The 23,557-nt window shown below is 71.6% G+C and carries 21 protein-coding genes; 6 read left to right on the forward strand and 15 right to left on the reverse strand.

All coding sequences use genetic code 11. The features are described from left to right. Nucleotides 1-26 precede the first annotated feature (26 nt). From ACIRB7_RS05940 to ACIRB7_RS05950, 3 genes are all read left to right on the forward strand, one after another. Nucleotides 27-446, forward strand: a complete 420-nt coding sequence (locus tag ACIRB7_RS05940) for a hypothetical protein (protein WP_403592957.1) — start codon at nt 27-29, stop codon at nt 444-446. Further along, nucleotides 443-712, forward strand: a complete 270-nt coding sequence (locus ACIRB7_RS05945) for a hypothetical protein (RefSeq protein ID WP_403592959.1) — start codon at nt 443-445, stop codon at nt 710-712. The genes ACIRB7_RS05940 and ACIRB7_RS05945 overlap by 4 nt, the downstream gene beginning before the upstream one ends. An 80-nt stretch (nt 713-792) precedes the next feature. Then, a complete protein-coding gene (locus ACIRB7_RS05950) occupies nt 793-1,146 on the forward strand; it encodes a hypothetical protein (RefSeq protein ID WP_403592962.1) in 354 nt (117 codons plus the stop codon). 66 nt (nt 1,147-1,212) lie between these two features. Here ACIRB7_RS05950 and ACIRB7_RS05955 read toward each other — a convergent pair whose 3' ends face one another. The 9 genes from ACIRB7_RS05955 to ACIRB7_RS05995 all read right to left on the reverse strand — a co-directional run bounded on the left by ACIRB7_RS05955 (nt 1,213) and on the right by ACIRB7_RS05995 (nt 12,982). Next, a complete protein-coding gene (locus tag ACIRB7_RS05955; protein WP_403592965.1) occupies nt 1,213-2,991 on the reverse strand; it encodes an IucA/IucC family protein in 1,779 nt (592 codons plus the stop codon). Then, nucleotides 2,988-3,518, reverse strand: a complete 531-nt coding sequence (locus ACIRB7_RS05960) for a GNAT family N-acetyltransferase (protein ID WP_403592968.1) — start codon at nt 3,516-3,518, stop codon at nt 2,988-2,990. Before ACIRB7_RS05960 ends, ACIRB7_RS05955 begins: the two co-directional genes overlap by 4 nt. Next, the gene (locus tag ACIRB7_RS05965) at nt 3,515-4,774 is read right to left on the reverse strand and encodes a lysine N(6)-hydroxylase/L-ornithine N(5)-oxygenase family protein (protein WP_403594341.1); all 1,260 of its coding nucleotides are present in this window, start codon (nt 4,772-4,774) and stop codon (nt 3,515-3,517) included. Before ACIRB7_RS05965 ends, ACIRB7_RS05960 begins: the two co-directional genes overlap by 4 nt. Before the next feature lie 10 nt (nt 4,775-4,784). Beyond that, on the reverse strand, nt 4,785-6,224 hold the full coding sequence (locus ACIRB7_RS05970; protein ID WP_403592971.1) for a pyridoxal phosphate-dependent decarboxylase family protein: 1,440 nt from the start codon (nt 6,222-6,224) through the stop codon (nt 4,785-4,787). Between the two features lie 143 nt (nt 6,225-6,367). Continuing rightward, nucleotides 6,368-7,219 carry a siderophore-interacting protein gene (locus ACIRB7_RS05975; RefSeq protein WP_403592975.1) on the reverse strand — a complete coding sequence of 284 codons (852 nt, stop codon included), beginning with the start codon at nt 7,217-7,219 and terminating at the stop codon, nt 6,368-6,370. A gap of 96 nt (nt 7,220-7,315) precedes the next feature. Continuing rightward, nucleotides 7,316-8,476: an acyl-CoA dehydrogenase family protein gene (locus ACIRB7_RS05980; protein WP_403592978.1), complete on the reverse strand. Its 1,161-nt coding sequence runs from the start codon at nt 8,474-8,476 to the stop codon at nt 7,316-7,318. A gap of 8 nt (nt 8,477-8,484) precedes the next feature. Continuing rightward, nucleotides 8,485-9,414 carry a hydroxymethylglutaryl-CoA lyase gene (locus ACIRB7_RS05985; protein WP_403592981.1) on the reverse strand — a complete coding sequence of 310 codons (930 nt, stop codon included), beginning with the start codon at nt 9,412-9,414 and terminating at the stop codon, nt 8,485-8,487. Further along, nucleotides 9,411-11,360 carry an acetyl/propionyl/methylcrotonyl-CoA carboxylase subunit alpha gene (locus tag ACIRB7_RS05990; protein ID WP_403592984.1) on the reverse strand — a complete coding sequence of 650 codons (1,950 nt, stop codon included), beginning with the start codon at nt 11,358-11,360 and terminating at the stop codon, nt 9,411-9,413. Before ACIRB7_RS05990 ends, ACIRB7_RS05985 begins: the two co-directional genes overlap by 4 nt. Before the next feature lie 14 nt (nt 11,361-11,374). Next, nucleotides 11,375-12,982, reverse strand: coding sequence for a carboxyl transferase domain-containing protein (locus ACIRB7_RS05995; protein WP_403592987.1), 1,608 nt, complete (start codon nt 12,980-12,982; stop codon nt 11,375-11,377). A gap of 87 nt (nt 12,983-13,069) precedes the next feature. Here ACIRB7_RS05995 and ACIRB7_RS06000 point away from each other — a divergent pair, with 87 nt between their 5' ends. Continuing rightward, entirely contained in the window at nt 13,070-13,669 is a 600-nt protein-coding gene (locus ACIRB7_RS06000) for a TetR/AcrR family transcriptional regulator (protein WP_403592990.1), read from the forward strand. A 26-nt stretch (nt 13,670-13,695) separates the two neighbouring features. Here the strand turns inward: ACIRB7_RS06000 and ACIRB7_RS06005 are convergent, their stop codons facing one another. Continuing rightward, complete coding sequence (locus ACIRB7_RS06005) at nt 13,696-15,879, reverse strand: DUF4157 domain-containing protein (RefSeq protein WP_403592993.1); 2,184 nt, start codon at nt 15,877-15,879, stop codon at nt 13,696-13,698. Between the two features lie 194 nt (nt 15,880-16,073). Between ACIRB7_RS06005 and ACIRB7_RS06010 the strand changes: the two genes are divergently transcribed. Further along, on the forward strand, nt 16,074-16,850 hold the full coding sequence (locus ACIRB7_RS06010; RefSeq protein ID WP_403592996.1) for a phosphatase: 777 nt from the start codon (nt 16,074-16,076) through the stop codon (nt 16,848-16,850). 6 nt (nt 16,851-16,856) lie between these two features. Here the strand turns inward: ACIRB7_RS06010 and ACIRB7_RS06015 are convergent, their stop codons facing one another. The 4 genes from ACIRB7_RS06015 to ACIRB7_RS06030 all read right to left on the reverse strand — a co-directional run bounded on the left by ACIRB7_RS06015 (nt 16,857) and on the right by ACIRB7_RS06030 (nt 21,163). Further along, entirely contained in the window at nt 16,857-17,783 is a 927-nt protein-coding gene (locus ACIRB7_RS06015) for a cation diffusion facilitator family transporter (protein WP_403592999.1), read from the reverse strand. Nucleotides 17,784-17,804: 21 nt separating this feature from the next. Next, on the reverse strand, nt 17,805-18,677 hold the full coding sequence (gene tesB / locus ACIRB7_RS06020; protein ID WP_403593001.1) for an acyl-CoA thioesterase II: 873 nt from the start codon (nt 18,675-18,677) through the stop codon (nt 17,805-17,807). Nucleotides 18,678-18,682: 5 nt separating this feature from the next. Next, nucleotides 18,683-19,840, reverse strand: coding sequence for an acyl-CoA dehydrogenase family protein (locus tag ACIRB7_RS06025; protein ID WP_403593004.1), 1,158 nt, complete (start codon nt 19,838-19,840; stop codon nt 18,683-18,685). A gap of 90 nt (nt 19,841-19,930) precedes the next feature. After that, nucleotides 19,931-21,163 (reverse strand): helix-turn-helix domain-containing protein, encoded by a 1,233-nt coding sequence (locus ACIRB7_RS06030; RefSeq protein ID WP_403593007.1) that lies wholly within the window; start codon nt 21,161-21,163, stop codon nt 19,931-19,933. A gap of 163 nt (nt 21,164-21,326) precedes the next feature. Here ACIRB7_RS06030 and ACIRB7_RS06035 point away from each other — a divergent pair, with 163 nt between their 5' ends. Then, nucleotides 21,327-21,932, forward strand: a complete 606-nt coding sequence (locus ACIRB7_RS06035) for a hypothetical protein (RefSeq protein ID WP_403593010.1) — start codon at nt 21,327-21,329, stop codon at nt 21,930-21,932. A gap of 9 nt (nt 21,933-21,941) precedes the next feature. Here the strand turns inward: ACIRB7_RS06035 and ACIRB7_RS06040 are convergent, their stop codons facing one another. Beyond that, nucleotides 21,942-23,486: a PucR family transcriptional regulator gene (locus ACIRB7_RS06040; protein WP_403593013.1), complete on the reverse strand. Its 1,545-nt coding sequence runs from the start codon at nt 23,484-23,486 to the stop codon at nt 21,942-21,944. Nucleotides 23,487-23,557 lie beyond the last annotated feature (71 nt).

Consider the following 23,557-nt stretch of genomic DNA (forward strand, 5'->3'; position numbering starts at 1 on the left):
CGAAGTCGCTACGGAGAGGAGTGACCGTGTCCGTACACAGCCAGCCCGCCGCCGGCGCTTTCTTGGTCGACACCGGCGACGGGGCGAACCGGCTCGGCCGGGTCTCGCGCAGTCAGGCCGGGAGCGTCTACCTGCGTCCGCCGGGCGGCGGTGCCGAGTGGGTCGTCTCGCCCGAGGACCTGCGCGCGCCGACCGAGGAGGAGTGGTCGCGCATCCGTGTCCTCACCACCCCCGTACCGCCGGTGCTCGTTCTCTCCGCCGACCACGGGCTTCGGCCCCGGCCCGAGCCGGTGCCGGGGTGCGCGGTGTGCGCGTATCTGGCGCGGCGGTTCGACCACTGCATGCGCAGGGGGCCGCAGCACGACGAATCCGCCGCCGTCGATTGCGTGGTCGAGATCCGCAACCACCCGCACGATCCGCCGAAGATGCGGATCGAGGCGCCGTGACCGCCTCGGTGGACGTGCCCGTCACCCACCGAATCGGCCCGCACCCGCAGGGGGAGGTCGTCGCGACGGCCTCCTGCCTGGACGGCGAGTGCACCTGGGAGACACAGCCGACGCCCGAGCCCGCGGGCGTGAACGCCGAATGCCTGGCGCACGCCGTCGCCGCCGGGCACGACACCTTCGCCGTGACGGTCGAATACGTCGCCCTGGTGACGGGTGCGGACCGTATCCGCTGGTCGCGGAGCCGGCAGGGGGCGGAAACCCCGTAGCCGCCCGGTTCGTGGGGTCGGTATCGTCCGGGCTCCCGAACCGCCGTAGCGGCGGCGTACGCGCAGAGAGTGACGCAGAGATGACCAGCCGACAGCCGACGACGACCCTGTGGCGCCCGACCGGCCCCAAGGAGCTGGATCTGGTACGGGAGTCGGACTGGCGTGCGTGGCCGCCCCGGCTGCCCGAGCAGCCGATCTTCTACCCGGTCCTCAACGAGGAGTACGCGGTCAGGATCGCGCGGGACTGGAACGTGAAGCACGACGGCGCCGGCTTCGTCACCCGATTCGAGGTCGAGTCGGAGTTCCTGAGCCGGTATCCCGTCCAGCAGGCCGGCGGGCGGACCATCCTGGAGCTCTGGGTTCCGGCCGAGGAGCTGGACGACTTCAACGCCCACATCGTCGGCGAGATCCAGGTGGTCCACGAGTTCCGCTGAAGAAGAGATGTGGGCCCCGGCGGAGGACCGTACTCCGGCGGGGCCCACATCGGTCTGGGGGGATCGTCAGGCGAACCGGGCTATCGGGTTCACCAGGTCGCCGACCAGTTGGAGGGCCGCCGACGGGTCCGAGAGGTCGACCATCTGCTTGTTGTTGCGGAGCTGGAGGCGGTTGAGGGCCGACAGGGCGAAGGTCTCCGCGAACATGTCGTACTGGGCGAAACGGTCCGCCAGTTCCGGCTTCGAGGCCTCGTAGGCGCGGACGCACTCCGCGACCGTGCGCCAGAAGTCGTCCTCGTCGAGGACGCCCTCCGCCGCCAGCGTCGCCGCCATGAAGCGGAAGAAGCAGTCGAAGACGTCCGTGAAGACCGAGAGGAGCTTCATGTCCTCCGGGATCTCGGCGCGGACGCGCTCCACCGCCGGCGGCAGGACCGCCGTCGGGTCCATGACGACGATCTCCTCGGCGATGTCCTTGAAGATCGCCCGCGCCACCCCGCCGCGCTCGTCGAGGACCAGGATCACGTTCTCGCCGTGCGGCATGAACGCCAGGTCATAGGCGTAGAAGCTGTGCAGGATCGGGAGCAGGTACGCGTCCAGGTACTGGCGGAGCCAGACGGTCGCCTCTACGCCCGACTCCTTGATCAGCGCGCCCGCGAAGGACGCGCCCGCGTGGTCCACATGGAGCAGCGAGGCCATCGTCGCCAGGCGCTCGCCCTCGGCGAGGGTCGGCACCGGGGACTCGCGCCAGAGCGCCGCCAGCATCTTGCGGTACGGCGAGTAACGGTCGGTCGCGGCCTCGTACTCCAGGTGCCGGTAGCCGACGGCCGCCCGCTCGCGGATGATCGAGAACCGGGCCGCCCGGAAGGTCGGGTCCGACTCGATCAGGGTGTGCAGCCAGTCGTTGATCGCCGGCGTGGCCTCCATGTACGCGGCCGACAGACCCCGCATGAAGCCCATGTTGAGGACCGAGAGGGCCGTCTTCACGTAGTGCTTCGACGGGTCCGACGTGTTGAAGAACGTACGGATCGACTGCTGCGCCAGGTACGTGTCGTCGCCCTCGCCCAGGTAGACGAGACGCTGCTGCGCCACCTCGGCCGCGAAGGTCACCGACAGCTTGTTCCACCACTGCCAGGGGTGGCAGGGCATGAGCAGGTAGTCGGCCGGGTCCAGGCCGCGGGCGGTCAGCGTCGCCGCGAAGCCGTCCACCGTCGCGTCACCCAGCTCCGCGCGGACGAACGTCTCGTACGCGATGTCCGCGCCCGCCGTGAAGGTGGTGCGGTCGCGGCGCGCCGCCAGCCAGATCAGGTGGATGTCGCTCGCGGCCTCGGGGGCGTACGCGCGGAACTCGTCCACGCCGAAGCCGAGGCGCCCGTTGTTGGCGACGAAGCAGGGGTGGCCCTCGGTCATCCCGGTCTCGATGGCCTGGAAGCCGGCGTGCGCCAGCTCGGCGGAGGTCACCTGCGGCTTGGTCGACTTGTAGGCCGTACCGGCGAGGGTGGAGGAGATCTCCTCCAGGTAGACCGGCAGGACCTCGTCGCTGAGGCCGAGGGAGCCGCGCAGCTCGGTGATGAACTGGAGCGCGTCGAGCGGGAGCTGCTCGTCCCCGCGGTGGCGGCTGATCGACTCGGCGTAGACCTGCCAGTGGTCGAGGGCGAACCGGTCCGCGGTGAAGCGGTACTCGGTGGTGCCGTCGTCGGCGAGGACCGCGTACCGGCTCTCGCCCAGCTCGCGCGGGTCGAGCAGCCGCTCGTGGGCGAACTCGGCGAGGCCCTTGCGGATCAGGGCGCGGTTGGCGTCGGCCCAGCGCTCGGGGGTGAGGTGGGCGACGGGGTCGGTGAGGGTCATACGGTCGCTCCCACTGCCGTCTCGAACTGCTCGCGGGTGCAGAAGCTCAGCAGGGCCTTCTTCTCCGGCTTCTGGATCTCGCGCTCGGGCACGAAGCCGACGGCCTCGTTGAGCGCGTGGACGGCCTTGTTGGACACGTCGGGCTCGACGACCACGCGGACGGTCGCCGGGTCGGCGAACAGCTCCGCCATGACGGCGGTGATCACGGTCCGGGTGAAGCCGTGCACGGGCGTGTCGGTGGGCGCGACGAGGAAGTGCATGCCGACGTCACCGGGCTGCGGCTCGTACAGCCCGACGAGCTCCAGCTCCGACGGGTCGTAGCGCTCCATCAGGAAGGACGGCTCGCCGTCCACCAGACCGATGAAGGCGTCGTGGTGCGGGTGGGCGGTGATCGCCGTGTACTCGCGCTCGACGTCCTGGAGCGTCGCGCCCTGCATCATCCAGAAGGCGGCCTTGGGGTGGGTGACCCAGGGATGGATCAGCCGGGCGTCCTTCGAGGGGTCGAAGGGACGTATCGATACGGTCATGCCGCGAACTCCTGGAAAGCGATGGTCTTCTCGACGGGGTAGTAGTCGTATCCCAGCATCGCCCCGATGATGTACGCGTTGCGGTACGCCCCCATGCCGAGGTCGGGCGAGGTGATCGAGTGGGTGTGCACACCGGCGTTCTGCAGGAAGACCCCGCGGCCGGTGGTGTCGATCGCGTAGTTGCGGGCCACGTCGAAGCGGCCCTGGCCGTCCCACTTGAGGCGGTCACGGACCGGCTCCAGGAAGGCGGGGACGGCGTACTTGTAGCCGGTGGCGAGGATCAGGCCCTCGGTGTCGAGGGTGAAGTCCTTCTCCTGCTCCTCCTGGCGGAAGCCGAGGGTGTACGTGCCGCTGGTGTCGTCGTACGCGGCGGCGTGCAGCGCGGAGTTGGTGAGCAGCCGGGTCTGCACCGGGCCGTTCAGGTTCTTCTGGTAGAGCAGGTCGAAGATGGCGTCGATCAGCTCGCCGTCGATGCCCTTGAAGAGGCCCTTCTGCTGGGTCTCCAGGCGGTAGCGGGTCTGCTCGGGCAGCGCGTGGAAGTAGTCCACGTACTCCGGGGAGGTCATCTCCAGGGTGAGCTTGGTGTATTCCAGCGGGAAGAAGCGCGGGGAGCGGGTCACCCAGTTCAGCTTGTAGCCGTGGACGTCGATCTCGCTCAGGAGGTCGTAGTAGATCTCTGCGGCGCTCTGGCCGCTGCCGACCAGGGTGATCGACTTCTTCTTCTGCAGCTCCGCCTTGTTCTGCAGGTAGCGCGAGTTGTGGATCAGGTCGCCGCCGAGGTTCCGGCAGGTCTCGGGGACGTACGCCGGGGTTCCGGTGCCGAGGACGAGCCGACGCGAGCGGAACGTTTCTCCGGCCTCGGTGGACACCTCGTACACCTCGGTGGCCTCGTCGAAGGTCACGGACGCGACGGTCGTCGAGAAGCGGACCGAGGAGAGCTTCGCGGCGGCCCAGCGGCAGTAGTCGTTGTACTCGGTCCGCAGCGGGTAGAAGTTCTCCCGGATGTAGAACGAGTACAGCCGGCCCTTCTCCTTCAGGTAGTTCAGGAAGGAGTACGGCGAGGTCGGGTCGGCCATCGTGACCAGGTCCGACATGAACGGGGTCTGGAGGTGGGCGCCTTCGAGGAACATCCCCGAGTGCCACTCGAAGTCCGGCTTCGACTCCAGGAAGAGGCCGTTCAGCTCGTCGATCGGCTCGGTCAGGCAGGCGAGTCCGAGATTGAACGGACCGAGCCCGATGCCGATGAAGTCGTACATCTCAGGCGTCTCAGGCGTGGACAAGGTTCTCTCCCAGGTACTGCTCGGCGTGGCCGGCGATCAGATCGAGGACGGCGGCGATGTCGGCCGTGGTCGTCTCGGGGTTGAGCAGGGTGAACTTGAGGTACTGGCGGCCGTCGACCTTGGTCCCGGCGACGACGGCCTCGCCCGAGGCGAACAGGGCCTTGCGGGCGTGCAGGTTGGCCCGGTCGATGTCCTCGGGGGAGGTGACGGCCTCCGGGATGTAGCGGTAGACGAGGGTGGAGAGCTGCGGCTCGACCACGACGTCGTAGCGCGGGTCGGCGGCGAGCAGCGCGAAGCCCTCGGCGGCCAGGTCGCAGACCTCGTCGAAGAGCTGCCCGACGCCGTCGGCGCCCATCACGCGCAGGGTCATCCAGAGCTTCAGCGCGTCGAAGCGGCGGGTGGTCTGGAGCGACTTGTCGACCTGGTTCGGTATCTGCTCCGCGACCGTGCGGCGCGGGTTCAGGTAGTCGGCGTGGTAGGTCGCGTGGCGCAGGGTGGCACCGTCGCGGACCAGGACGGCGGAGGAACTCACCGGCTGGAAGAAGGACTTGTGGAAGTCGACGGTGACCGAGTCGGCCCGCTCGATGCCGTCCAGGAGGTGGCGGCGGGTCGGCGAGGCGAGCAGCCCGCAGCCGTAGGCGGCGTCGACGTGCATCCAGGCGCCGTACTCGTCGGCCAGGGCGGCGATCTCGGGCAGCGGGTCGATGGAGCCGAAGTCGGTGGTGCCGGCGGTGGCGACGATCGCCATCGGGACGAGGCCCTCGGCGCGGCAGGCCGCGAGCTCGGCGGCGAGGACGACGGACTGCATCCGCTTGTTCCGGTCGACCGGGATGGAGATGACGGCGTCGTTCCCGAGGCCGAGGAGGGTGGCCGACTTCTGGACGCTGAAGTGGCTGCACTCGGAGGAGAAGATCCGGAGCCTGGAGAGGTCGTCCGTCTTGGCCTCCTCGCGGGCGAGGAGCAGGGCCTGGAGGTTGGACTGCGTACCACCGCTGGTGAACACGCCGTCGGCGGCCGGTCCGAGGCCGATGCGGCCGGTGGTCCAGTCGACGAGCTTGCGCTCGATGAGGGTGCCGCCCGCGCTCTGGTCCCAGGTGTCGAGCGAGGAGTTGACCGCCGAGAGGACGGCCTCGCCGAGGACGGCGGGGATGACCACCGGGCAGTTGAGGTGGCCCAGGTAGCGGGGGTGGTGGAAGTAGACCGCGTCGCGGAGGTAGACGCTCTCCAGCTCGTCGAGAGCGGCGGAGGAGTCACCGAGCGGCCGGTCGAGGTCGACGGCGTCGATGACGGGGCCGAGCTCGGCGGGCGTCACACCGGTGAACGGCCCCCGCGTCGAGGCGAGTTTGGCCGCCACGCGCTCGACCCCTTCGGTGACGGAGCGGCGGTAGCTCTCCGCCGTGGCGTCATTGAGCAGGTGGGAGCGCATGTGGGGGGCCTCCGGACAGCGATGAGGGGCGAGGGGCGATGCGTCGTTAGGTTAGCCTAACCTAACAATCAATCGCAACGTCCCCCCGCCCCTCTCAGGTCACTTTCGGTGAACGGGAGTTGAACGATGGATAGGGAAGACGCCTACGCGTCTTCCTGCGTCTCGTCCGGGACCTCGCGCAGCGCGTCCTCGGAAAGCCCCTTGCGCCAGTAGCCGACGAACGTCACCCGGCGCCGGTCGAGCCCGCGCTCCCGCACGAAGTGCCGCCGCAGCGCCTTCACCGCCCCGGACTCGCCCGCGATCCAGACGTACGGGGCCTCACCGGGCAGCTCGGCGCCGCGCACCGCGTCCACGGCGGAGGGCGCCCCCTCCTCCCGTACGAGCCAGGTGACGGTCGCGTCGGCCTGCGTCGACAGCTCCATGCGGTCGCCCGAGTACGGGACTTCCAGGAACACCTGGGCGCGGGTCTCGGCCGGCAGCCACTCCAGGATCGCCGAGGCGGCCGGGAGGGCCGTCTCGTCCGCCCAGATCAGGACCGAGTCGGCGTCCTCGGGCAACTGGAAGCGGACGCCGGTGTTCTCGGCGATCGCGGGGCCGAGGACGACCACCTGGTCACCGGCCTTGGCGCGCCCGGCCCAGCGGCAGGCGGGGCCGCCGTCCTCGTGGATCGCGAAGTCGATGTCGACCTCGGGCGCCGGCTCGGTGCGCTGCTCGCGGACGGTGTACGAGCGCATGACGGCCCGCTCGTCGTCCGGCATCGCGCGCCAGGCGCCCAGGATCGCGTACATGTCCGGGTTGTCCAGCGGGGGCAGGGCGGGCGCGTCCTGGCCGGGGTGCGGCAGGAAGAGGGAGAGTGACTGGTCGCGGCCGCCGGCGGCGAAGTTCTTCAGGTCGTCCCCGGTGAAGGTGACCCGGACCAGGGACGGGCCGAGGCGCCGGGTCCGGTCGACCTGGAGGCGGAAGAACTGGAACGGGGCGGTCTCGGAGTTCGTCATGAAAACATAGGTTAGCCTAACCTCATAACGATCTGTAAGGGGGGAGGGCCCGCCACCCCCTCGGGGCGGCGGGCCCTCCTCACCGGACCGGCCGGCTCAGGCCTGGAGGCCCAACTCCCGTGCGATCAGCATCCGCTGGACCTCGCTCGTGCCCTCGCCGATCTCCAGGATCTTCGAGTCGCGCCACATCCGGGCCACCGGGTACTCGTTCATGAAGCCGTAGCCGCCGTGGATCTGGGTCGCCTCACGGGCGTTGTCCACCGCCACCGTGGAGGAGTACAGCTTCGCGATCGCCGCCTCCTTCTTGAACGGCTCGCCCAGGACCAGACGCGAGGCCGCGTCCCGCCAGCCGATCCGCGCCATGTGCGCCCGCGTCTCCATGTCGGCGATCTTGAACTGGATGGCCTGGTTGTCCCCGATCGGCCGTCCGAAGGCGTGACGTTCCTTCGCGTACTTCACCGACTCGTCGACACAGCCCTGCGCGAGACCCGTCGCGAGCGCCGCGATCGCGACCCGGCCCTCGTCCAGGATCCGCAGGAACTGCGCGTACCCACGGCCCTCCTCACCGAGCAGGTTCCCCACCGGGACCCGGACGTCGGCGAAGGACAGCTCACGGGTGTCCGAGGCGTTCCAGCCGACCTTCGAGTAGGGGGCGGCGACCGTGAAGCCGGGAGTGCCGGACGGCACGATGATCGACGAGATCAGCGGACGCCCGTCGGGCTTGCGGCCGGTGACCGCCGTGACCGTCACCAGACCCGTGATGTCCGTACCGGAGTTGGTGATGAAGCACTTCGAACCGTTGATGACCCACTCGTCGCCGTCGCGGACGGCGGTCGTACGGGTCCCACCCGCGTCCGAGCCCGCGCCCGGCTCCGTAAGCCCGAACGCGCCGAGCATCTCGCCGGCGCACAGCCTCGGCAGCCACTCCCGCTTCTGCTCCTCGGTGCCGAAGAGATGGAGCGGCATCGCGCCGAGCGAGACCCCCGCCTCCAGGGTGATCGCGACGGAGGAGTCGACCCGGGCCAGCTCCTCCAGGGCGATCCCGAGCGCCAGGTAGTCGCCGCCCATGCCCCCGTACTCCTCGGGGAACGGCAGCCCGAACAGGCCCATACGGCCCATCTCACGGACGATCTCGTACGGGAACTCGTGCCGCTCGTAGAAGTCGCCGATCTTCGGCGCCACGACGTCGTGCGCGAACGCCTCGACGGTACGGCGGAGTTCCTGGTGCTCTGCGGAGAGCCGGTGGTCGAGGGACATGGGTGACGTCACTCCTTGTGGGAGAGGGCGCGGACGGTACGGGAAGGGCTCGGGCGGCCCAGCTGTTCGGCCATCCACACGCTTGTGGCGGTGAGGGCGGCCAGATCGACGCCGGTCTCGATGCCGAGACCGTCGAGCATCCACACGAGGTCCTCGGTGGCGAGATTGCCGGTCGCGCTCTTCGCGTACGGGCAGCCGCCGAGGCCGCCGGCGGAGGCGTCGACGGTGGTCACCCCGTGGCGCAGGGCGGCCAGGGTGTTGGAGAGGGCCTGGCCGTAGGTGTCGTGGAAGTGCACGGCGATACGGGAGGTGGGGACCCCGGCCTCGTTCAGCTCCTGGAGCAGCCGCGTGACGTGCCCCGGGGTGGCGACGCCGATGGTGTCGCCGAGGCTCAGCTCGTCGCAGCCCATGTCGGCGAGCGCCTTGGTGACCCGGACGACCTGCTCGACGGGGACGGCGCCCTCCCAGGGGTCGCCGAAGCACATCGACAGATACCCGCGCACCTTCAGGCCCGCCTCTATGGCGCGGGTGACCGTCGGGGCGAACAGCGCGAGGGCCTCGTCGACGGTCCGGTTGAGGTTGGCCTTCGCGAAGGACTCGGTGGCGGAGGCGAAGACGGCGATCTCCCGGGCGCCGAGGGCGAGCGCCCGGTCGAGACCGCGCTCGTTCGGCACGAGCACCGGGAGGCGGACGGGCAGGTCGCGGACGAGCGGGAACAGGTCCTCCGCGTCCGCCAGCTGCGGCACCCACTTCGGGTGCACGAAGCTCGTCGCCTCGACGGTGGAGAGCCCGGCGGCGGCGAGCCGCCGGACGAACTCCGCCTTCACCTCGGTCGGGACGGCCGCCTTCTCGTTCTGCAGCCCGTCCCGCGCGCCGACCTCGTGGATCCGGACTTTCGTCGGGAGCGCGGGGTCGGGGACGGTCATGGGCAGGCTCATTCCGTGTCCTCCTCGCGGGGGGCCACCACGGCCAGGACCTGGTCCATGGCGACGGTGGAACCGGGCGTGACGTCCAGCTCGGTGACGGTGCCGGCGTGCGGGGCGGAGATGACGTGCTCCATCTTCATCGCCTCGACGACGAGCAGACTCTGCCCGGCCTCCACCTCGTCCCCGACCGCCACCTTCACGACGGTCACGGTCCCGGGCATCGGCGCGGCGAGCGTGTCGGCCCCGCCGTGCCGGGCGCCGGAGAGCGCGGCCTCGACCGGGTCGTGGTCGAGGACGTGCCAGGAGTCGCCGTCACGGCCGAGCCAGTTGCCACCGCGGTGGAAGTGATGGGTGAGCCCGTCCACGGTGACCGTCACCGTGGAGTCCGTGACCCGGGCGCCGCCCGGCGCCTCGACCATGACGGGTTCGTGCCCCGAGACCCGTAGGGGGAAGGGGAGCGGAGCCGGACGGCCGCCCAGGCGCCAGCCGTTCGGCGCCGAGAACGGGTCGGCCCAGCCCTCCCGCGCCACCGGGGCGAGCCCCGCGAGCCGTACGGCCGCAGCCGCCGCGTACACCTCGTCCGGTACGCCCTCCGGGACCAGGCTCTCCGCGTCCCGCTCCACCAGGCCCGTGTCCAGGGCCCCCGAGACGACGTCCGGGTGGGCGAGCAGCCTTCGCAGGAAGCCCGCGTTCGTCGGGACGCCCAGGGTGACCGTGTCGGCGAGGGCCGCGCGCAGCTTGCGGAGGGCCGTGGGGCGGTCCTTCGCGTGCACGATGACCTTCGACAGCATCGGGTCGTACAGGCTGCCGACCTCCGTGCCCTCGCTCAGACCCGAGTCCGTCCGCACACCGGGGCCCTGCGGCTCGTTCAGGGCGAGGACCGTGCCGCCCGACGGCAGGAAGCCGCGCGAGGGGTCCTCGGCGCACAGCCGGGCCTCGATCGCCCAGCCGTCGAGCCGGATGTCGTCCTGCCCGAAGGGCAGCGGCTCACCCGCCGCCACCCGCAGCTGCCACTCCACCAGGTCGACCCCGGTGATCAGCTCCGTCACCGGGTGCTCGACCTGGAGCCGGGTGTTCATCTCCATGAAGTAGTACGAGGCCGGGTCGCCGCCCGGCACGATGAACTCGACCGTGCCCGCGCCCACATACCCGCAGGACCGCGCCGCCTCCACCGCCGCCGCGCCCATCGCCGCCCGGATCTCCGGGGTCAGCAGGACGCTCGGCGCCTCCTCGATGATCTTCTGGTGGCGCCGCTGGAGCGAACACTCGCGCTCACCCAGATGGATCACGTTCCCGTGGGTGTCCGCGAGGACCTGGATCTCGATGTGCCGGGGGCGGTCGATCCACCGCTCCACGAGCAGCGTGTCGTCACCGAACGAGGAACGGGCCTCACGGCGGGCCGCCGCGATCTCGTCCTCCAGGACCGACAGGTCCCGGACGAGCCGCATGCCCTTGCCGCCGCCACCGGCGGACGGCTTGAGCAGGACGGGCGCACCCAGCTCCCGGGCCGCCTCGGCCAGTTCGGGATCGGCGGCGCCGGGGACTACGGGCACGCCCGCCGCCTTCACGGTCGCCTTCGCCCGGATCTTGTCGCCCATCAGGGAGATCGCGGCGGCGGAGGGCCCGATGAAGACCAGGCCCGCGTCCGCGCACGCCTGCGCGAACCCGGCGTTCTCCGCGAGGAACCCGTAACCGGGGTGGACGGCCTGCGCACCCGTCCGCCGGGCCGCGTCGAGCAGCGCCGGGACGGACAGATACGACTCGGCGGCCGGCGGCGGACCGATCCGTACCGCCGTGTCCGCCTCCCGTACGTGCCGGGCGTCGGCGTCCGCGTCGCTGTACACGGCCACCGAGCGCACGCCCATCTCCCGCAGCGTGCGGATGACGCGGACGGCGATCTCGCCCCGGTTGGCCACGAGGACGGTGTCGAACATGCTGTGCTGGAACAAGCTGCGCATCTCCTGGGGGCCCCTCACATCCGGAAGACGCCGAACTGGGGGTCACCCAGGGGCGCGTTGGCACAGGCGGTCAGGGCGAGGCCGAGGACCTGCCGGGTCTCCAGCGGGTCGATGACCCCGTCGTCCCAGAGCCGGGCGGTCGCGTAGTAGGCGCTGCCCTGGGTCTCGTACTGCTCACGGATCGGGGCCTTGAAGGCCTCTTCCTCGTCCGCGCTCCAGCCGTCGCCGAGCTGGTCGCGCTTGACGGTCGCGAGGACCGAAGCGGCCTGCTCGCCGCCCATGACCGAGATCTTGGCGTTGGGCCACATCCACAGGAAGCGGGGGGAGTACGCCCGGCCGCACATCGAGTAGTTGCCCGCGCCGTACGAACCGCCGACGACCACCGTCAGCTTCGGCACGCGGGTGGTGGCCACGGCCGTCACCATCTTCGCGCCGTGCTTGGCGATGCCGCCGTGCTCGTACGCCTTGCCGACCATGAAGCCGGTGATGTTCTGCAGGAAGACCAGCGGGATCCCGCGCTGGTCGCACAGCTCGATGAAGTGCGCGCCCTTCTGGGCGGACTCCGCGAACAGGATGCCGTTGTTGGCGACGATCCCGACCGGGTGACCGTGGATGCGGGCGAAGCCGGTGATCAGCGTCTGCCCGTACTCGGACTTGAACTCCTGGAAACGGGAGCCGTCCACGACCCGGGCGATGACCTCGCGGACGTCGTACGGGGTACGGGAGTCCACCGGCACCGCGCCGTAGAGCCCGTACGGGTCGACCTTCGGCTCCTCGACCGGCTCCACCGACCACGGCAGCGGGCCGCGCTCGGGGAGCGTGGCGACGATGTTCCGCACGATCCGCAGGGCGTGGGCGTCGTCCTCGGCCAGGTGGTCGGTGACGCCGGAGATCCGGGAGTGGACCTCACCGCCGCCGAGCTCCTCGGCCGTGACGACCTCACCGGTGGCGGCCTTCACGAGCGGCGGACCGCCCAGGAAGATCGTGCCCTGGTTCCGTACGATCACGGCCTCGTCGCTCATCGCCGGGACGTACGCGCCGCCCGCCGTGCAGGAGCCGAGGACGGCCGCGATCTGCGGGATGCCGGCGCCGGACATCCGGGCCTGGTTGTAGAAGATCCGGCCGAAGTGCTCCCGGTCCGGGAAGACCTCGTCCTGCATCGGCAGGAACGCGCCGCCCGAGTCGACCAGGTAGAGGCAGGGGAGACGGTTCTCCAGCGCCACCTCCTGGGCGCGCAGGTGCTTCTTCACCGTCATCGGGTAGTACGTGCCGCCCTTGACGGTCGCGTCGTTCGCGACGATCACGCACTCGCGCCCGCTGACCCGTCCGATACCCGCGATGACTCCGGCCGCCGGAGCCTGGTCGCCGTACATCCCGTTCGCGGCGAGCGGGGCCAGCTCCAGGAAGGGCGAACCCGGGTCGAGCAGGGTGTCCACCCGGTCCCGGGGCAGCAGCTTGCCGCGCGCGGTGTGCCGGGCCCGGGACTTCTCACCCCCGCCCAGCGCGGCCGCCGCGAGCTTGGCGCGCAGGGCCGCGGCCAGCTCGTGATGCGCCGCCTCGTTCGCCTGCCAGGCCGCCGATGCGGGATCCGCCGCACTCGTCAGCACAGGTGCCTGCTGCATCCCTCGAGCTCCCTTGCTCGGTTAATGAGCGTTAACGTATGTCGCTCAGGTTAACGACCGCTAACGGGGTTGTCTAGAATCGAATGCATGGCCACGACCACGACCCCCACCGCCACCGGCAGGACCGACGCCCCGACGCGGCGCGAGCAGATCCTCAAGGAGGCCGCCCGCCTCTTCGCCGAGCGCGGTTTCCACGGCGTGGGCGTCGACGAGATAGGGGCCGCCGTCGGGATCAGCGGCCCCGGGCTCTACCGGCACTTCCCCGGCAAGGACGCGATGCTCGCCGAGCTGCTCGTCGGCATCAGCGAGCGGCTCCTCGACGGCGGGCGGCTGCGGGCCGGTGCGACCGGCGGCGACCCCGAGGCCCTGCTCGGCTCCCTCATCGACGGGCACATCGACTTCGCCCTCGACGACCGGCCGCTGATCACCCTGCACGACCGGGAGCTCGACCGGCTCAAGGACGAGGACCGCAAGCGGGTACGGCAGCTCCAGCGGCAGTACGTCGAGCTGTGGGTCTCGGTGGTGCGGGAGCTGCACCCCGACGCCGACGAGTCGGAGTCCCGGATCGCCGTCCACGCCGTCTTCGGGCTCCTCAACTCCACCCCGCACCTGGCCGCGCTCGGCCGGGGCCCGATGGAGGAGCTTCTGCGGCGGCTCGCCCACGGGGCGTTCGGGGCGCTCGGGTAGCCGGGCGCCGGGGCCGGGACCTCCGCTCAGAGCTCGACGTCGGCGCCGACGACGGCCTCGTCCTCTCCCCTGGCGGGCCCCCCGAACCTCGTCTGGATGAACGCCCGGATGCGCTGCTCCACGGCGGTCTGGAGGAAGACGAACTCGGACTCCGTGATCGTTCCGCGCGCCGCGTCCATGATCTGCCGGTGTACGGGGTGGCGCTGGCCCGGGCCCACGATGGTGATCTCGTAGCTGATCCAGTCCGCCATCAGTGGTGCGCCGTTCAATATGTTCGGTGCATCGGGGTTCTGGTGCTCCGGGGCGTCCACCATGGTCGCCCTCACCCGTAGTTCGATGCCGTAGCCCCTCGTGTCCAACTGGCGTACGTAGCGGCGCAGACCGATCTCCATCGCCAGCTGTTCGGTGTTCACGGCATTCGTGCCGATCACGAGGTTCTCCGGGATGTTCGGCCCGCTGTCGCCGTCACCGATCAGATGGCACCACTCGTACTTGGCCAGGACGCCCGGCGCTCCCCCCTGGGAGCCCCCGGCGTCGACCCACTCGTGTGCCTGGGTTCCCCCCATGGCCTGGGAGGTGCTCCGCCCTGCCGTGCGCCGGTCGTGGATGGGCGGCTGCGATATGCGCTCCTGCTCGCGTGTGGACCCGGTCAAGCTCGCCATGGCGTACTCGGTATCGAATGCGTCCGCCGACAGGAACTCCCGCTTGTCGTTCAGGAACCGGCTGTCGGACCTGTCCTCTTCGACGAAGAAGACGAAGGGGAGCGAGGGGTCCGTGGGGAGCGGGACGAAGCCGGTGTCCGCGGGGGAGAGCCGCAGGTCCGGGTCCAGCCCGAAGAACGCGGCCGTCTCCGCGGCGCCCTGACCGGGTGCCGCGACGAAGCTCGGATTGGGGGCCCACCGGTGCTCGAACATGTACGTCCTCCCCTGCGAACCGCGTCCGTTCGACCGGGGGGTCTGGGTGAGGACCGGGAAGACCCTGTCCGGGTTGACGTGCGTCGCCGACGTCGCGTCATTGGTGAGGGAGATCCTGTAGTTGAAGTAGGCGGAGTGGTAGGTGGCGACGTAGTGGGTCTGCAATGAGCCGCCGCGTGTGGACGTCTGCGGAGGAACCCAGCCCGCGTCGCGGTACACGGTGATCGTTTCCACGTCGCCGACGTGGGCGTCCGGATGGGCCGCGCCGTCGGGCACGGACGGCTGTGCGCCCTCGTGCCTGGCGGGAATGATCAAGGTGTCGAGTTCCGCCATGGCCTGGGCCTGTGCCTGGCGCAGGTCCGCCCCCGCGCGGGGCCGGCTCAGCTGGTGGGGGGACCAGTTCACATTGAACAGATCGAGGGAGGGAAAGGACGCGCTCTGCTGGGAGAACTGGCTCCCGAGGGTGGCCTGGCTCCCGAAGGCGGTCCCCTGGCTCGACTGGTCGCCGAAGGAGGACTGCTGGGTCCCCATGGAGAGATCCCCGTCCCCGTCGAATCCGCCGCCGAAGTTGCCGTTCCACATGCGCTGGACGGCACCGCCGGCGTGCGTGGGCGCGGCCGTGTCCGTCGTCGCCGGCTCGGCGGCGAGCTCGGGTGCGGTGGCCCTCATGACCCGCACCGCGTTGGCCTCCGCCTCGCGTTCGAACCGGTCGGAGGGGTCGCTCACCTTCAGGCCCGACCCGTCGTCGGTCCCCGCGACGGGGCCCTGACGCTGCTGGATGACGTGCGTCAACTCGTGGGCGAGCGTGTGCGGGTCGCCGCCGCCCTCTCCGATGACGACATGCCCGCCCGAGGTGTAGGCGCGTGCCCCGACCTCCGCGGCGGAGGCGCGAGCGGCGCTGTCGTCGTGGACGCGGACGTCGGAGAAGTCCGCACCCAGACGCGCTTCCATGTCCGTGCGCGTGGCGTCGTCGAGGGGGCGGCCCGGGGTGCGCAGGACGTCGTGGACCGAGGAGCGCTGCACCGAGGGCTGTTCCGGCCCATGGCCGCAGCCGGCCCCGTGCCGATGCTGCTCCGGCTCCGGCCCGGGCCCCGACTCCGGCCCCGACCCCGGCTCCGGTCCCTGTGCCCATGGGTGCCCCGCCCGGCGGAGCATCTGGACGACCGCGGCGTTCCCGGCGAGACCCTGGAGCGCGAGGACGCGCTGAAGCCCCGTCCGCGCTTCACCCGCCGGACTGCGCTCCGGCGGGCGACTGCCGCTGGCCCTGGTCGGCTCGGGGTTCTCGTTGCTGCGCAAGGAAGCCTCTTTCGGCACGGAGATACAGGCTTCCCCTGGATACGCGGAGGAGGGCGCGCGATGCCAGGCACCGAAGGGCAGACCGGTCTGACCGGACGGGCAGTGAGGATGTCCCGACCGCGTCGGGGGACACGGAGGTCCACGGTGCGGAACCGGTTGCCCTCCCCGCCCGGTGCTCGGACAGAATGAGCCCCATGCCGATACTCAGCCGCGCCGCCCTTGTCGAGCACCTCGTCCGTACCCGGATCGCGGGAGACGTCGCCACCCCGCGTGACAACAACCTCTCCCACTACCGCAAGCTCGCCAACGGCGACCGCCACTACTGGCTCGGCATCGAGCTCGGTGACCGCTGGACCGACGAGCAGGACGTGCTCGCCGTGATGGCCGAGCGCTGCGGGGTCATCGACGATCCGGCCCACCGGATCGGCCAGGACACCATCGACCCCGAGCTCACCGTCGACGGCCTCGACCGGATGGCCGCCCGCCTCCGCAAGGCCGCCGCCGGCAAGGAACGCGTCCTCTTCGCGACCGGTCACCCCGGCGCGCTGATCGACGTCCACAGCCGGGTCGCCGCCGCGCTGCGCGCCCAGGGCTGCGACATCGTCCGCATCCCCGGCGGGCTCGTCGCCGACGAGGGGTACGTCGTGCAGTTCGCCGACGTCGCCGTCTTCGAGCGGGGCGCCAGCCTCTGGCACACCCACTCCCCGGAGCCGATGAACGCGATCCTCGACGCGCTCGGTGAGGACGGGCGGCCGGACCTGGTGATCGCGGACCACGGGTGGGCGGGGCGGGCGGGGCAGCGGGGGATCGACTCGGTCGGTTACGCGGACTGCAACGATCCCGCGCTCTTCATCGGTGAGGCGGAGGGCACGATGCAGGTGACGATCCCCCTGGACGACCACGTCCTGGACCCGCGCTTCTACGAGCCCTTGACGGCCTACACGTTGGACGCGGCGGGTCTGCCGGCCTGAGGGGGGTCACGGGCCCGGTGTCGGGTCCAGGTAGACGCGTCGGATCGCGGGGAAGCGGGTGCGGAGGCGGGTTTCCGCCTGCTCGCAGGACTGTTCCACCTGCGCCGCCGACACCACGTCCCTGAAGTCGACCTTCGCAGCGACCAGGACCTCCCCCGGCCCCTGAATCAGCGTCGTCAGGTCGAGTACGGACACGACGTGCGGGACGGAGAGCAGCTCCTCGCGGACCGCGTCCCGCATCTCGCGCGGCAGCGGCCGGCCGATGAGGAGTTGGGCGTTGGAGCGGCCGAGTACCCAGGCCACGTACACGAGCAGGACGCCGATGAGGATCGACGCGACGCCGTCCCAGACGCCGGAGCCGGTGATCTGGCCGCCGAGGAGGCCGCCCGCCGCGAGCATGAGTCCCGCGAGGGCGGCGGAGTCCTCCATGACGACCGCCTTGACGGTGGTGTCGGGGGTCAGCCGCAGGTACTCGGCGAAGGGGGCCTTCAACCGCTCCGCCTCGGCCTTGACCTGCCGGATCCCCGTCCGCAGGGAGAAGCTCTCCAGGACGAAGGCGATGCCCAGGACGACGTACGAGATGAGCGGGTCGCCGAGTTCCTCGCCGTGGGTGAGGGTGTGGATGCCGTCGTACACGGAGAAGACCGCGCCGCCGACGAAGGTGGCGACGGCCGCCAGCATCGCCCAGACGTACAGTTCCCCGGCGTGGCCCATCGGATGGTCCTCGTCGGCCGGCTTCTCGCTCCGTTTGAGCGCGGTGAGCAGCATGGCCTCGGTGACCGTGTCGGCGAGCGAGTGCGCCGCCTCCGACAGCATCGCGCTCGATCCGCTGATGACGCCCGCGACGGCTTTGGCGACGGCGATCCCCAGGTTCGCCGCCGCCGCCACGATCACGGTGAAGGTGCTCTCGCCGTTCCCCGAGTCCTTGGTCATGACATCGGACGGTATGTCCGGTCAGGAACGAGGAACGCGAACGACACCCTCCTGGATCACGGAGATCGCCAGCTTCCCGTCCCGCGTCCAGATCCTGGCCTGGCCGAGCCCGCGCCCGGCGGAGGCGGACGGCGACTCCTGGTCGTACAGGAGCCATTCGTCGGCCCGGAACGGCCGGTGGAACCACATCGCGTGGTCGAGGGAGGCCCCGACCACGTCCCCGAGGGCCCAGCCGCCCCGCCCGTGCGCGAGCAGCACGGAGTCGAGCAGCGTCATGTCGGAGACGTACGTGGCGAGGACGACGTGCAGCAGGGGGTCGTCGGCCAGTTTGCCGTTGGTGCGGAACCAGACCTGGGAGCGCGGTTCGCGCGGCTGCCCGACCGAACCCCAGGGCGGTACGTCGACGTACCGCAGGTCCACCGCGGCCCGGGCCTCGATCAGCCGGTCCGCGACCTCGCGGGGGAGGTGGCGGGGGAGCATCTCGGCCGGTGTGGGCAGCGACTCCGGATCGGGCGCGGCCGGCATGTCCGACTGGTGGTCGAGCCCCTCCTCGTACGCCTGGAAGGAGGCGGAGAGGTGGAAGATCGGCTGCCCGTGCTGGACGGCGACGACCCGGCGGGTGGTGAAGGAGCGGCCGTCGCGGATGCGGTCGACCGTGTAGACGATCGGCGCGCCCGGGTCCCCGGCCCGCAGGAAGTACGCGTGGAGCGAGTGCGCCAGGCGGTCTTCCGGGACTGTCCGCCCCGCCGCCACCAGCGCCTGGGCGGCCACCTGGCCGCCGAAGACGCGGGGGACGAGCGCGGAGCGGGACTCACCCCGGAAGATGTCCCGCTCGATCCGCTCCAGGTCGAGCAGATCGAGCAGGGCATCGAGGGGGTCGTGCGCGTCGGGCACCTGGACTACAGGCCCATCGACTTCGCGATGATCGACTTCATGATCTCGCTGGTGCCGCCGTAGATGCGGTTGACGCGGTTGTCGGCGTACAGGCGGGCGATCGGGTACTCGTTCATGTAGCCGTAGCCGCCGTGCAGCTGGAGGCAGCGGTCGATGACGCGGTGCGCGACCTCGGTGCAGAAGAGCTTGGCGCTCGCGGCCTCGGCGGGGCTGAGTTCGCCCGCGTCCAGGGCCTCGAGGGCGCGGTCGGCGACGGCCTCGGCCGCGTCGACCTCGGCCTGGCAGGCGGCCAGCTCGAACTTGGTGTTCTGGAACGAGGCGACCGGCTTGCCGAAGACCGTGCGGTCCGTGACGTACTGCTGCGCGAACCGGACGGCGGCCTTGGCCTGGGCGTACGCGCCGAAGGCGATGCCCCAGCGCTCGGAGGCCAGGTTGTGGCCGAGGTAGGAGAAGCCCTTGCCCTCCTCGCCGAGGAGGTCCTCGACGGGCACCTTGACGTCGACGAAGGCCAGCTCGGCCGTGTCGGAGGTGCGCAGGCCGAGCTTGTCCAGCTTGCGGCCGATGGAGTAGCCCTCGGACTTGGTGTCCACGGCGAAGAGGGAGATGCCGAAGCGGCGGTCCTCGGCGCTCGGGGCGGAGGTGCGGGCGCAGACGATCACGCGGTCGGCGTGGACGCCGCCGGTGATGAAGGTCTTGGAGCCGTTGAGGACGTAGTGGGTGCCGTCCTCGGAGAGCTTGGCGGTGGTCTTCATGCCCGCGACGTCGGAGCCGGTGCCCGGCTCGGTCATCGCGAGGGCCCACATTTCCTCGCCGGTGACGAACTTCGGCAGGTAGCGCTTCTTCTGGTCGCCGGTGGCGAGCATCTTGATGTACGGCAGGGCGAGCAGGACGTGGACGCCGGAGCCGCCGAACTGGACGCCCGCGCGCGAGGTCTCCTCGTAGAGGACGGCCTCGAACTTGTGGGTGTCCAGGCCCGCGCCGCCGAACTCCTCGGGCACGTTGATGCCGAAGACGCCCAGCTCGCCGAGCTTGTCGTAGAACTCGCGCGGAGCCTGGCCGGCGGCGAACCACTCGTCGTAGACCGGGACGACCTCGGCCTCGATGAAGGCGCGGATGGTCTCCCGGAACGCCTCGTGGTCCTCGTTGAATACGGTACGGCGCACGAGCCGCCTCCTTGGGTTCCTGTCCTGGTCCGACGCCCTGACGCCTGTCTAAGCGCTTGCTCAGGGTTATACCTCGAAGTTACCCACCAGTCACCCCCTCTGTCCAGAGCTCGCGACTGTGATCCAGCGCCCTCCGACGGCGTCGTACTCATGGACCGGCCGCCCCGCGATCCCGCTCGTACGGAACGGCCTCCCGCCGGTGTCCGTGATCCGGGCGGTGCCCGAGCGGCCCTCGGAGCTCCACACCAGCTCCAGGTACCAGCGGCAGTCGCAGCCCGCCGCCCCCGCGAAGACCAGCAGCTCCTCCGGCTCGGCGGCGGTGACCGCGTACGGGAAGGAGACCGCCGGGAGCGTCCGGCCCTCCTGCCCGGAGGCGTCGTATCCGTCCAGCGCCCGCGCCACCGGCCGCGGCCGGTCCAGGTCCACCTCGAAACGGCGCGGCGTCACCGCCCCGCCGCACCCGTCGTCCATCCGGTACGCCGCCCACGGCAGCGGCGCGCCCCGCTCCACCACCCGCACGTGCAGCGCCTGGAGCACCACCGCCGCCGTGCCCTTCCCCTGCACCGACACCCGCACCAGCGTCTCCCCGCCGTCCACGGCCCCCTGCGCCGTCGCCCAGCTCCGCGCGTCGGCCGCCTCCGGCGGGGGAGGGGGCGTCCGGTCCACGAGGTAGGTGTGCCCGCACCCGTTCTTCCAGAGGTGCGAGGCGACCGTCCACGTCAGCGGCGCCGGTGGTTCGGCGGCCGGCTCCCGGGCCTTCCCGGGCAGGAGTACGGCTCCGAGCGTCACCGTCCCCACGACCGCCAGCGCCCCGCCGACCAGGCCCACCCACCCCCGACGGCGCCTCCGCCGCTCGGGCGGGAGGCCCGGCACGCGCGCGTGCACGGGTTCAAGGTCGGGCTCGGGTTCGGGCTCGACCTCGGACGCAGGCTCCGGGGCCGGCTCGGGCTCCGGCGCCGGCTTCGGTTCAGGGCCGGGCTCGGGCGTCGCGTCGGGCTCGGGCTCCGGGCCTGGCTCGGGCTCCGCGTCGGGCTCGGGCTCGGGCTTCGCGTCGGGCTCCGGCACCGGAGGGCGGCGGGCGCCGTCCGCGCGGGTCCAGGCCGCCTCCAGGGTCCGCCGCTCCTCCTCGTCCGCCCCGCACAGCAGGGCGAGGCGGTCGACCACGGCGAACTCCTCCGGGACGGTCGCGCCCGAGCAGTAGCGGTGGAGGGTGGACGCGCTGACGCTCAGTCGCCGGCCCAGCGCCTCGTAACTCCTCCCGTCCCGCGCCTTCAGCACGCGCACGAGCTGCGCGAACTCCTCGACGGCGGCGTTCTTCGGCATTCCATCCCCCTACACCCTGCGTCCCACGCTTCATGTCCTTGCACGTCAGCGGGGGTGGGATGGTTCCGGGACGGGTGGAGGGCGCGTCACCGTTGCAGGCGGCGGGCGCCGACCCGAAGCTGGTGGAGCACTGACCGAACGACCCGACGGGGGATCCACCACCATGAACAAGTTCCGTACCGCACTCGCCACCGCCGCCGCTGCCGCCCTGGGCCTCGCGGCCCTCGCCACGGCCCCGGCGCAGGCCGCCGCCCAGCCCGCCTTCCTCGCGGCCTCCCAGATGCCGCCGTCGTCGACGCCGTGGACCGCCACCCAGGTCTTCACCGGCATCCCGGAGAACGGCGGCGCCCTCTGCGCCCCGTACAAGATCCCGGCGCAGAACACCCGCTACCGCGAGTTCACCACCGAGCTCGACACCAACGGCGTCCAGATCACCACCGTCGCCCGCACCGAGGCCGACGCCGTGAAGCTGGTCGACACCCTCCGCAAGTCCCTCGCCGGCTGCGGGCCCCTCCTTGAGCGGCAGAACCCGGGCCTGCACGCCGTCAGCGCCTCCCACGGGAAGCTCGCCGTCGAGGAGGGTGCCTGGGTCTACAGCCTGGACACCGCCGACCCGCAGATCGGCATCACCGACATCCACCTCTTCTCCGTCGGCCGCGACGGCCGCACCGTCACCCTCGTCCGCTGGGGTCAGATGGGCGACTTCAAGGACGCCCCGCTGACCGCCTTCCGCACCACGACGAAGACCGCCGTCAACAAGCTTTACTGATCCGGGGGATCACCCGAGCGCGAACCACAGCTCCATCCGTACGTCCGGGTCGTCCAGGTCCCGGTCGAGGAGGGCCGCGCAGCGGGTGATGCGCTGACGGACGGTGTTGCGGTGGATGTCCAGGGCGACGGCCGTGCGGTCCCAGCTGCCGTGCAGGGAGAGCCAGGTGCGCAGGGTCTCCCGGAGGGGGTCCGGCAGGGGGGCGAGGAGGGTCCGGGCGTGGGCCGCGGCCTCGGCGGGGTCCACCAGGGCCGCGAAACCGCCGGGGCGGTGGCGTACGAGAGGGGCGCGGGTCGCCTGCGCCCGGCGCAGGGCCCGCGCCGCCTGGGCGTCGGCGGCGGCCAGGCCGTCCGGCTCGGCGACCGCGCTCACCCCGAGCGTCCAGCCTTCCTGGGCGGTGACGGGGGTGGGGGCGGGAAGAAGGAGCCGTACGGTTCCTTCGCCCGCCCCGGCGTCCGTCCGTGGGGGCGCACCCGTGCGGGCTCCCGCGCCTGGACCCGCACCCGTACCGGGACCCGCACCCGTACCGGGACCGGCCCCCGCCCCCGTCTCCACCAGCGGCGTCCCCAGCGCCGCCGCCAGTGACGCCGTCGCGAACGGTGTGCCGTCGCCGCCCGAGGCGTGGACCACCGTCCACGGGCCGGGGCCCAGCGCGCCCGCGACCTCAGCGGGGGGCGCGCCGAGCAGCAGTCGGACCAGGGCCCCGTCCCGTACCGTCACGTCCGCGCCCCGGTGCGGGGCCGTGAGCAGGGACAGCAGGACGACCGCGACGCCCGCGATGGTGTGGTCGCCGGGGCCGCGCCGCTCCGTCGCCACCCCGAGCGTCGGCCCGTCACCGCCCCCGAGCGCGTACGCGGCGAGCCGGAGCCCGCCGCCTTCCCCGCTCGCCGACGCCGGTCCGCCGGGCCGCGGCCCGAGCACCGCCGCCAGCTCCCGCAGTGCCCGCGCCGCCTCCGCCGGTACCTCCCGGCCGGCCGCCACCGCCTCCGTACCGTCCGCGCCGAACAGCACCGCCCGCCCCGCGAGCCGCGAGGCCAGCGCGCCGAGTACCGCCGGGACCGGGGCCGGGCGGGCCGCGGCCGTCGCCAGGGACTGCTGCGCCTCCGTCACCCGGCGCAGTTCGTGCAGCCGGGCCTCCGCCATCAGCCGCCACAGTGCCCGCGCGACCGCCGTGAACGGCGTCTTCGGCGGCACCTCGACCAGCGGCAGCCCGTGCCGCGCGCAGGCCTCGACGAGCTCCGCCGGGACCGTGTCGTACACGGGTGTCACCCCGAAGGCGAGCGCCGCCGCCCCCGCCTCCACCACCCGCCCCACGTAGTGCGCCGGGTCGGTGAGCAGCACGCCCGCCGTCATGAGCAGCTCACCGCCGAGGAGGTACGGGTACGGGTCGGCCATCTCCGAGGTGTGGACCCAGTGCAGCGGGACGTCCTCGGGCCCCGCGAGCAGCCGCAGGCCGAGGTCCCGGCGCGCGAGCAGCGCGGCCAGCGGAACGGGCGGCGCGGGGGGAGTGGCGGCGGGCTCCGCAGCGATCATGGTCATGGATCCTTCGTACATTCCCGGCCCGGACAGTGGAGGAAACGTACACTTCTACGTCGCTTTCCGGCCACCTACTGTCGTGCCATCCA

It is taken from the genome of Streptomyces sp. NPDC093795 (genome assembly GCF_044764665.1).
Taxonomy (GTDB): Bacteria; Actinomycetota; Actinomycetes; order Streptomycetales; family Streptomycetaceae; genus Streptomyces.

Bases quoted from the DNA above. Each gene is read 5' to 3' on its own strand.
- ACIRB7_RS06030 (WP_403593007.1), bottom strand. From the start codon at position 21,163: ATGCCGAAGAACGCCGCCGTCGAGGAGTTCGCGCAGCTCGTGCGCGTG.
- ACIRB7_RS05965 (WP_403594341.1), bottom strand. From the start codon at position 4,774: ATGTACGACTTCATCGGCATCGGGCTCGGTCCGTTCAATCTCGGACTC.
- ACIRB7_RS06040 (WP_403593013.1), bottom strand. From the start codon at position 23,486: ATGTACGAAGGATCCATGACCATGATCGCTGCGGAGCCCGCCGCCACT.
- ACIRB7_RS05960 (WP_403592968.1), bottom strand. From the start codon at position 3,518: ATGACCGTATCGATACGTCCCTTCGACCCCTCGAAGGACGCCCGGCTG.
- ACIRB7_RS06010 (WP_403592996.1), top strand. From the start codon at position 16,074: ATGCCGATACTCAGCCGCGCCGCCCTTGTCGAGCACCTCGTCCGTACC.
- ACIRB7_RS05970 (WP_403592971.1), bottom strand. From the start codon at position 6,224: ATGCGCTCCCACCTGCTCAATGACGCCACGGCGGAGAGCTACCGCCGC.
- ACIRB7_RS05975 (WP_403592975.1), bottom strand. From the start codon at position 7,219: ATGACGAACTCCGAGACCGCCCCGTTCCAGTTCTTCCGCCTCCAGGTC.
- ACIRB7_RS05985 (WP_403592981.1), bottom strand. From the start codon at position 9,414: ATGAGCCTGCCCATGACCGTCCCCGACCCCGCGCTCCCGACGAAAGTC.
- ACIRB7_RS05980 (WP_403592978.1), bottom strand. From the start codon at position 8,476: ATGTCCCTCGACCACCGGCTCTCCGCAGAGCACCAGGAACTCCGCCGT.
- ACIRB7_RS06015 (WP_403592999.1), bottom strand. From the start codon at position 17,783: ATGACCAAGGACTCGGGGAACGGCGAGAGCACCTTCACCGTGATCGTG.
- ACIRB7_RS05950 (WP_403592962.1), top strand. From the start codon at position 793: ATGACCAGCCGACAGCCGACGACGACCCTGTGGCGCCCGACCGGCCCC.
- ACIRB7_RS05955 (WP_403592965.1), bottom strand. From the start codon at position 2,991: ATGACCCTCACCGACCCCGTCGCCCACCTCACCCCCGAGCGCTGGGCC.
- ACIRB7_RS05995 (WP_403592987.1), bottom strand. From the start codon at position 12,982: ATGCAGCAGGCACCTGTGCTGACGAGTGCGGCGGATCCCGCATCGGCG.
- ACIRB7_RS05990 (WP_403592984.1), bottom strand. From the start codon at position 11,360: ATGCGCAGCTTGTTCCAGCACAGCATGTTCGACACCGTCCTCGTGGCC.
- ACIRB7_RS06035 (WP_403593010.1), top strand. From the start codon at position 21,327: ATGAACAAGTTCCGTACCGCACTCGCCACCGCCGCCGCTGCCGCCCTG.
- ACIRB7_RS06000 (WP_403592990.1), top strand. From the start codon at position 13,070: ATGGCCACGACCACGACCCCCACCGCCACCGGCAGGACCGACGCCCCG.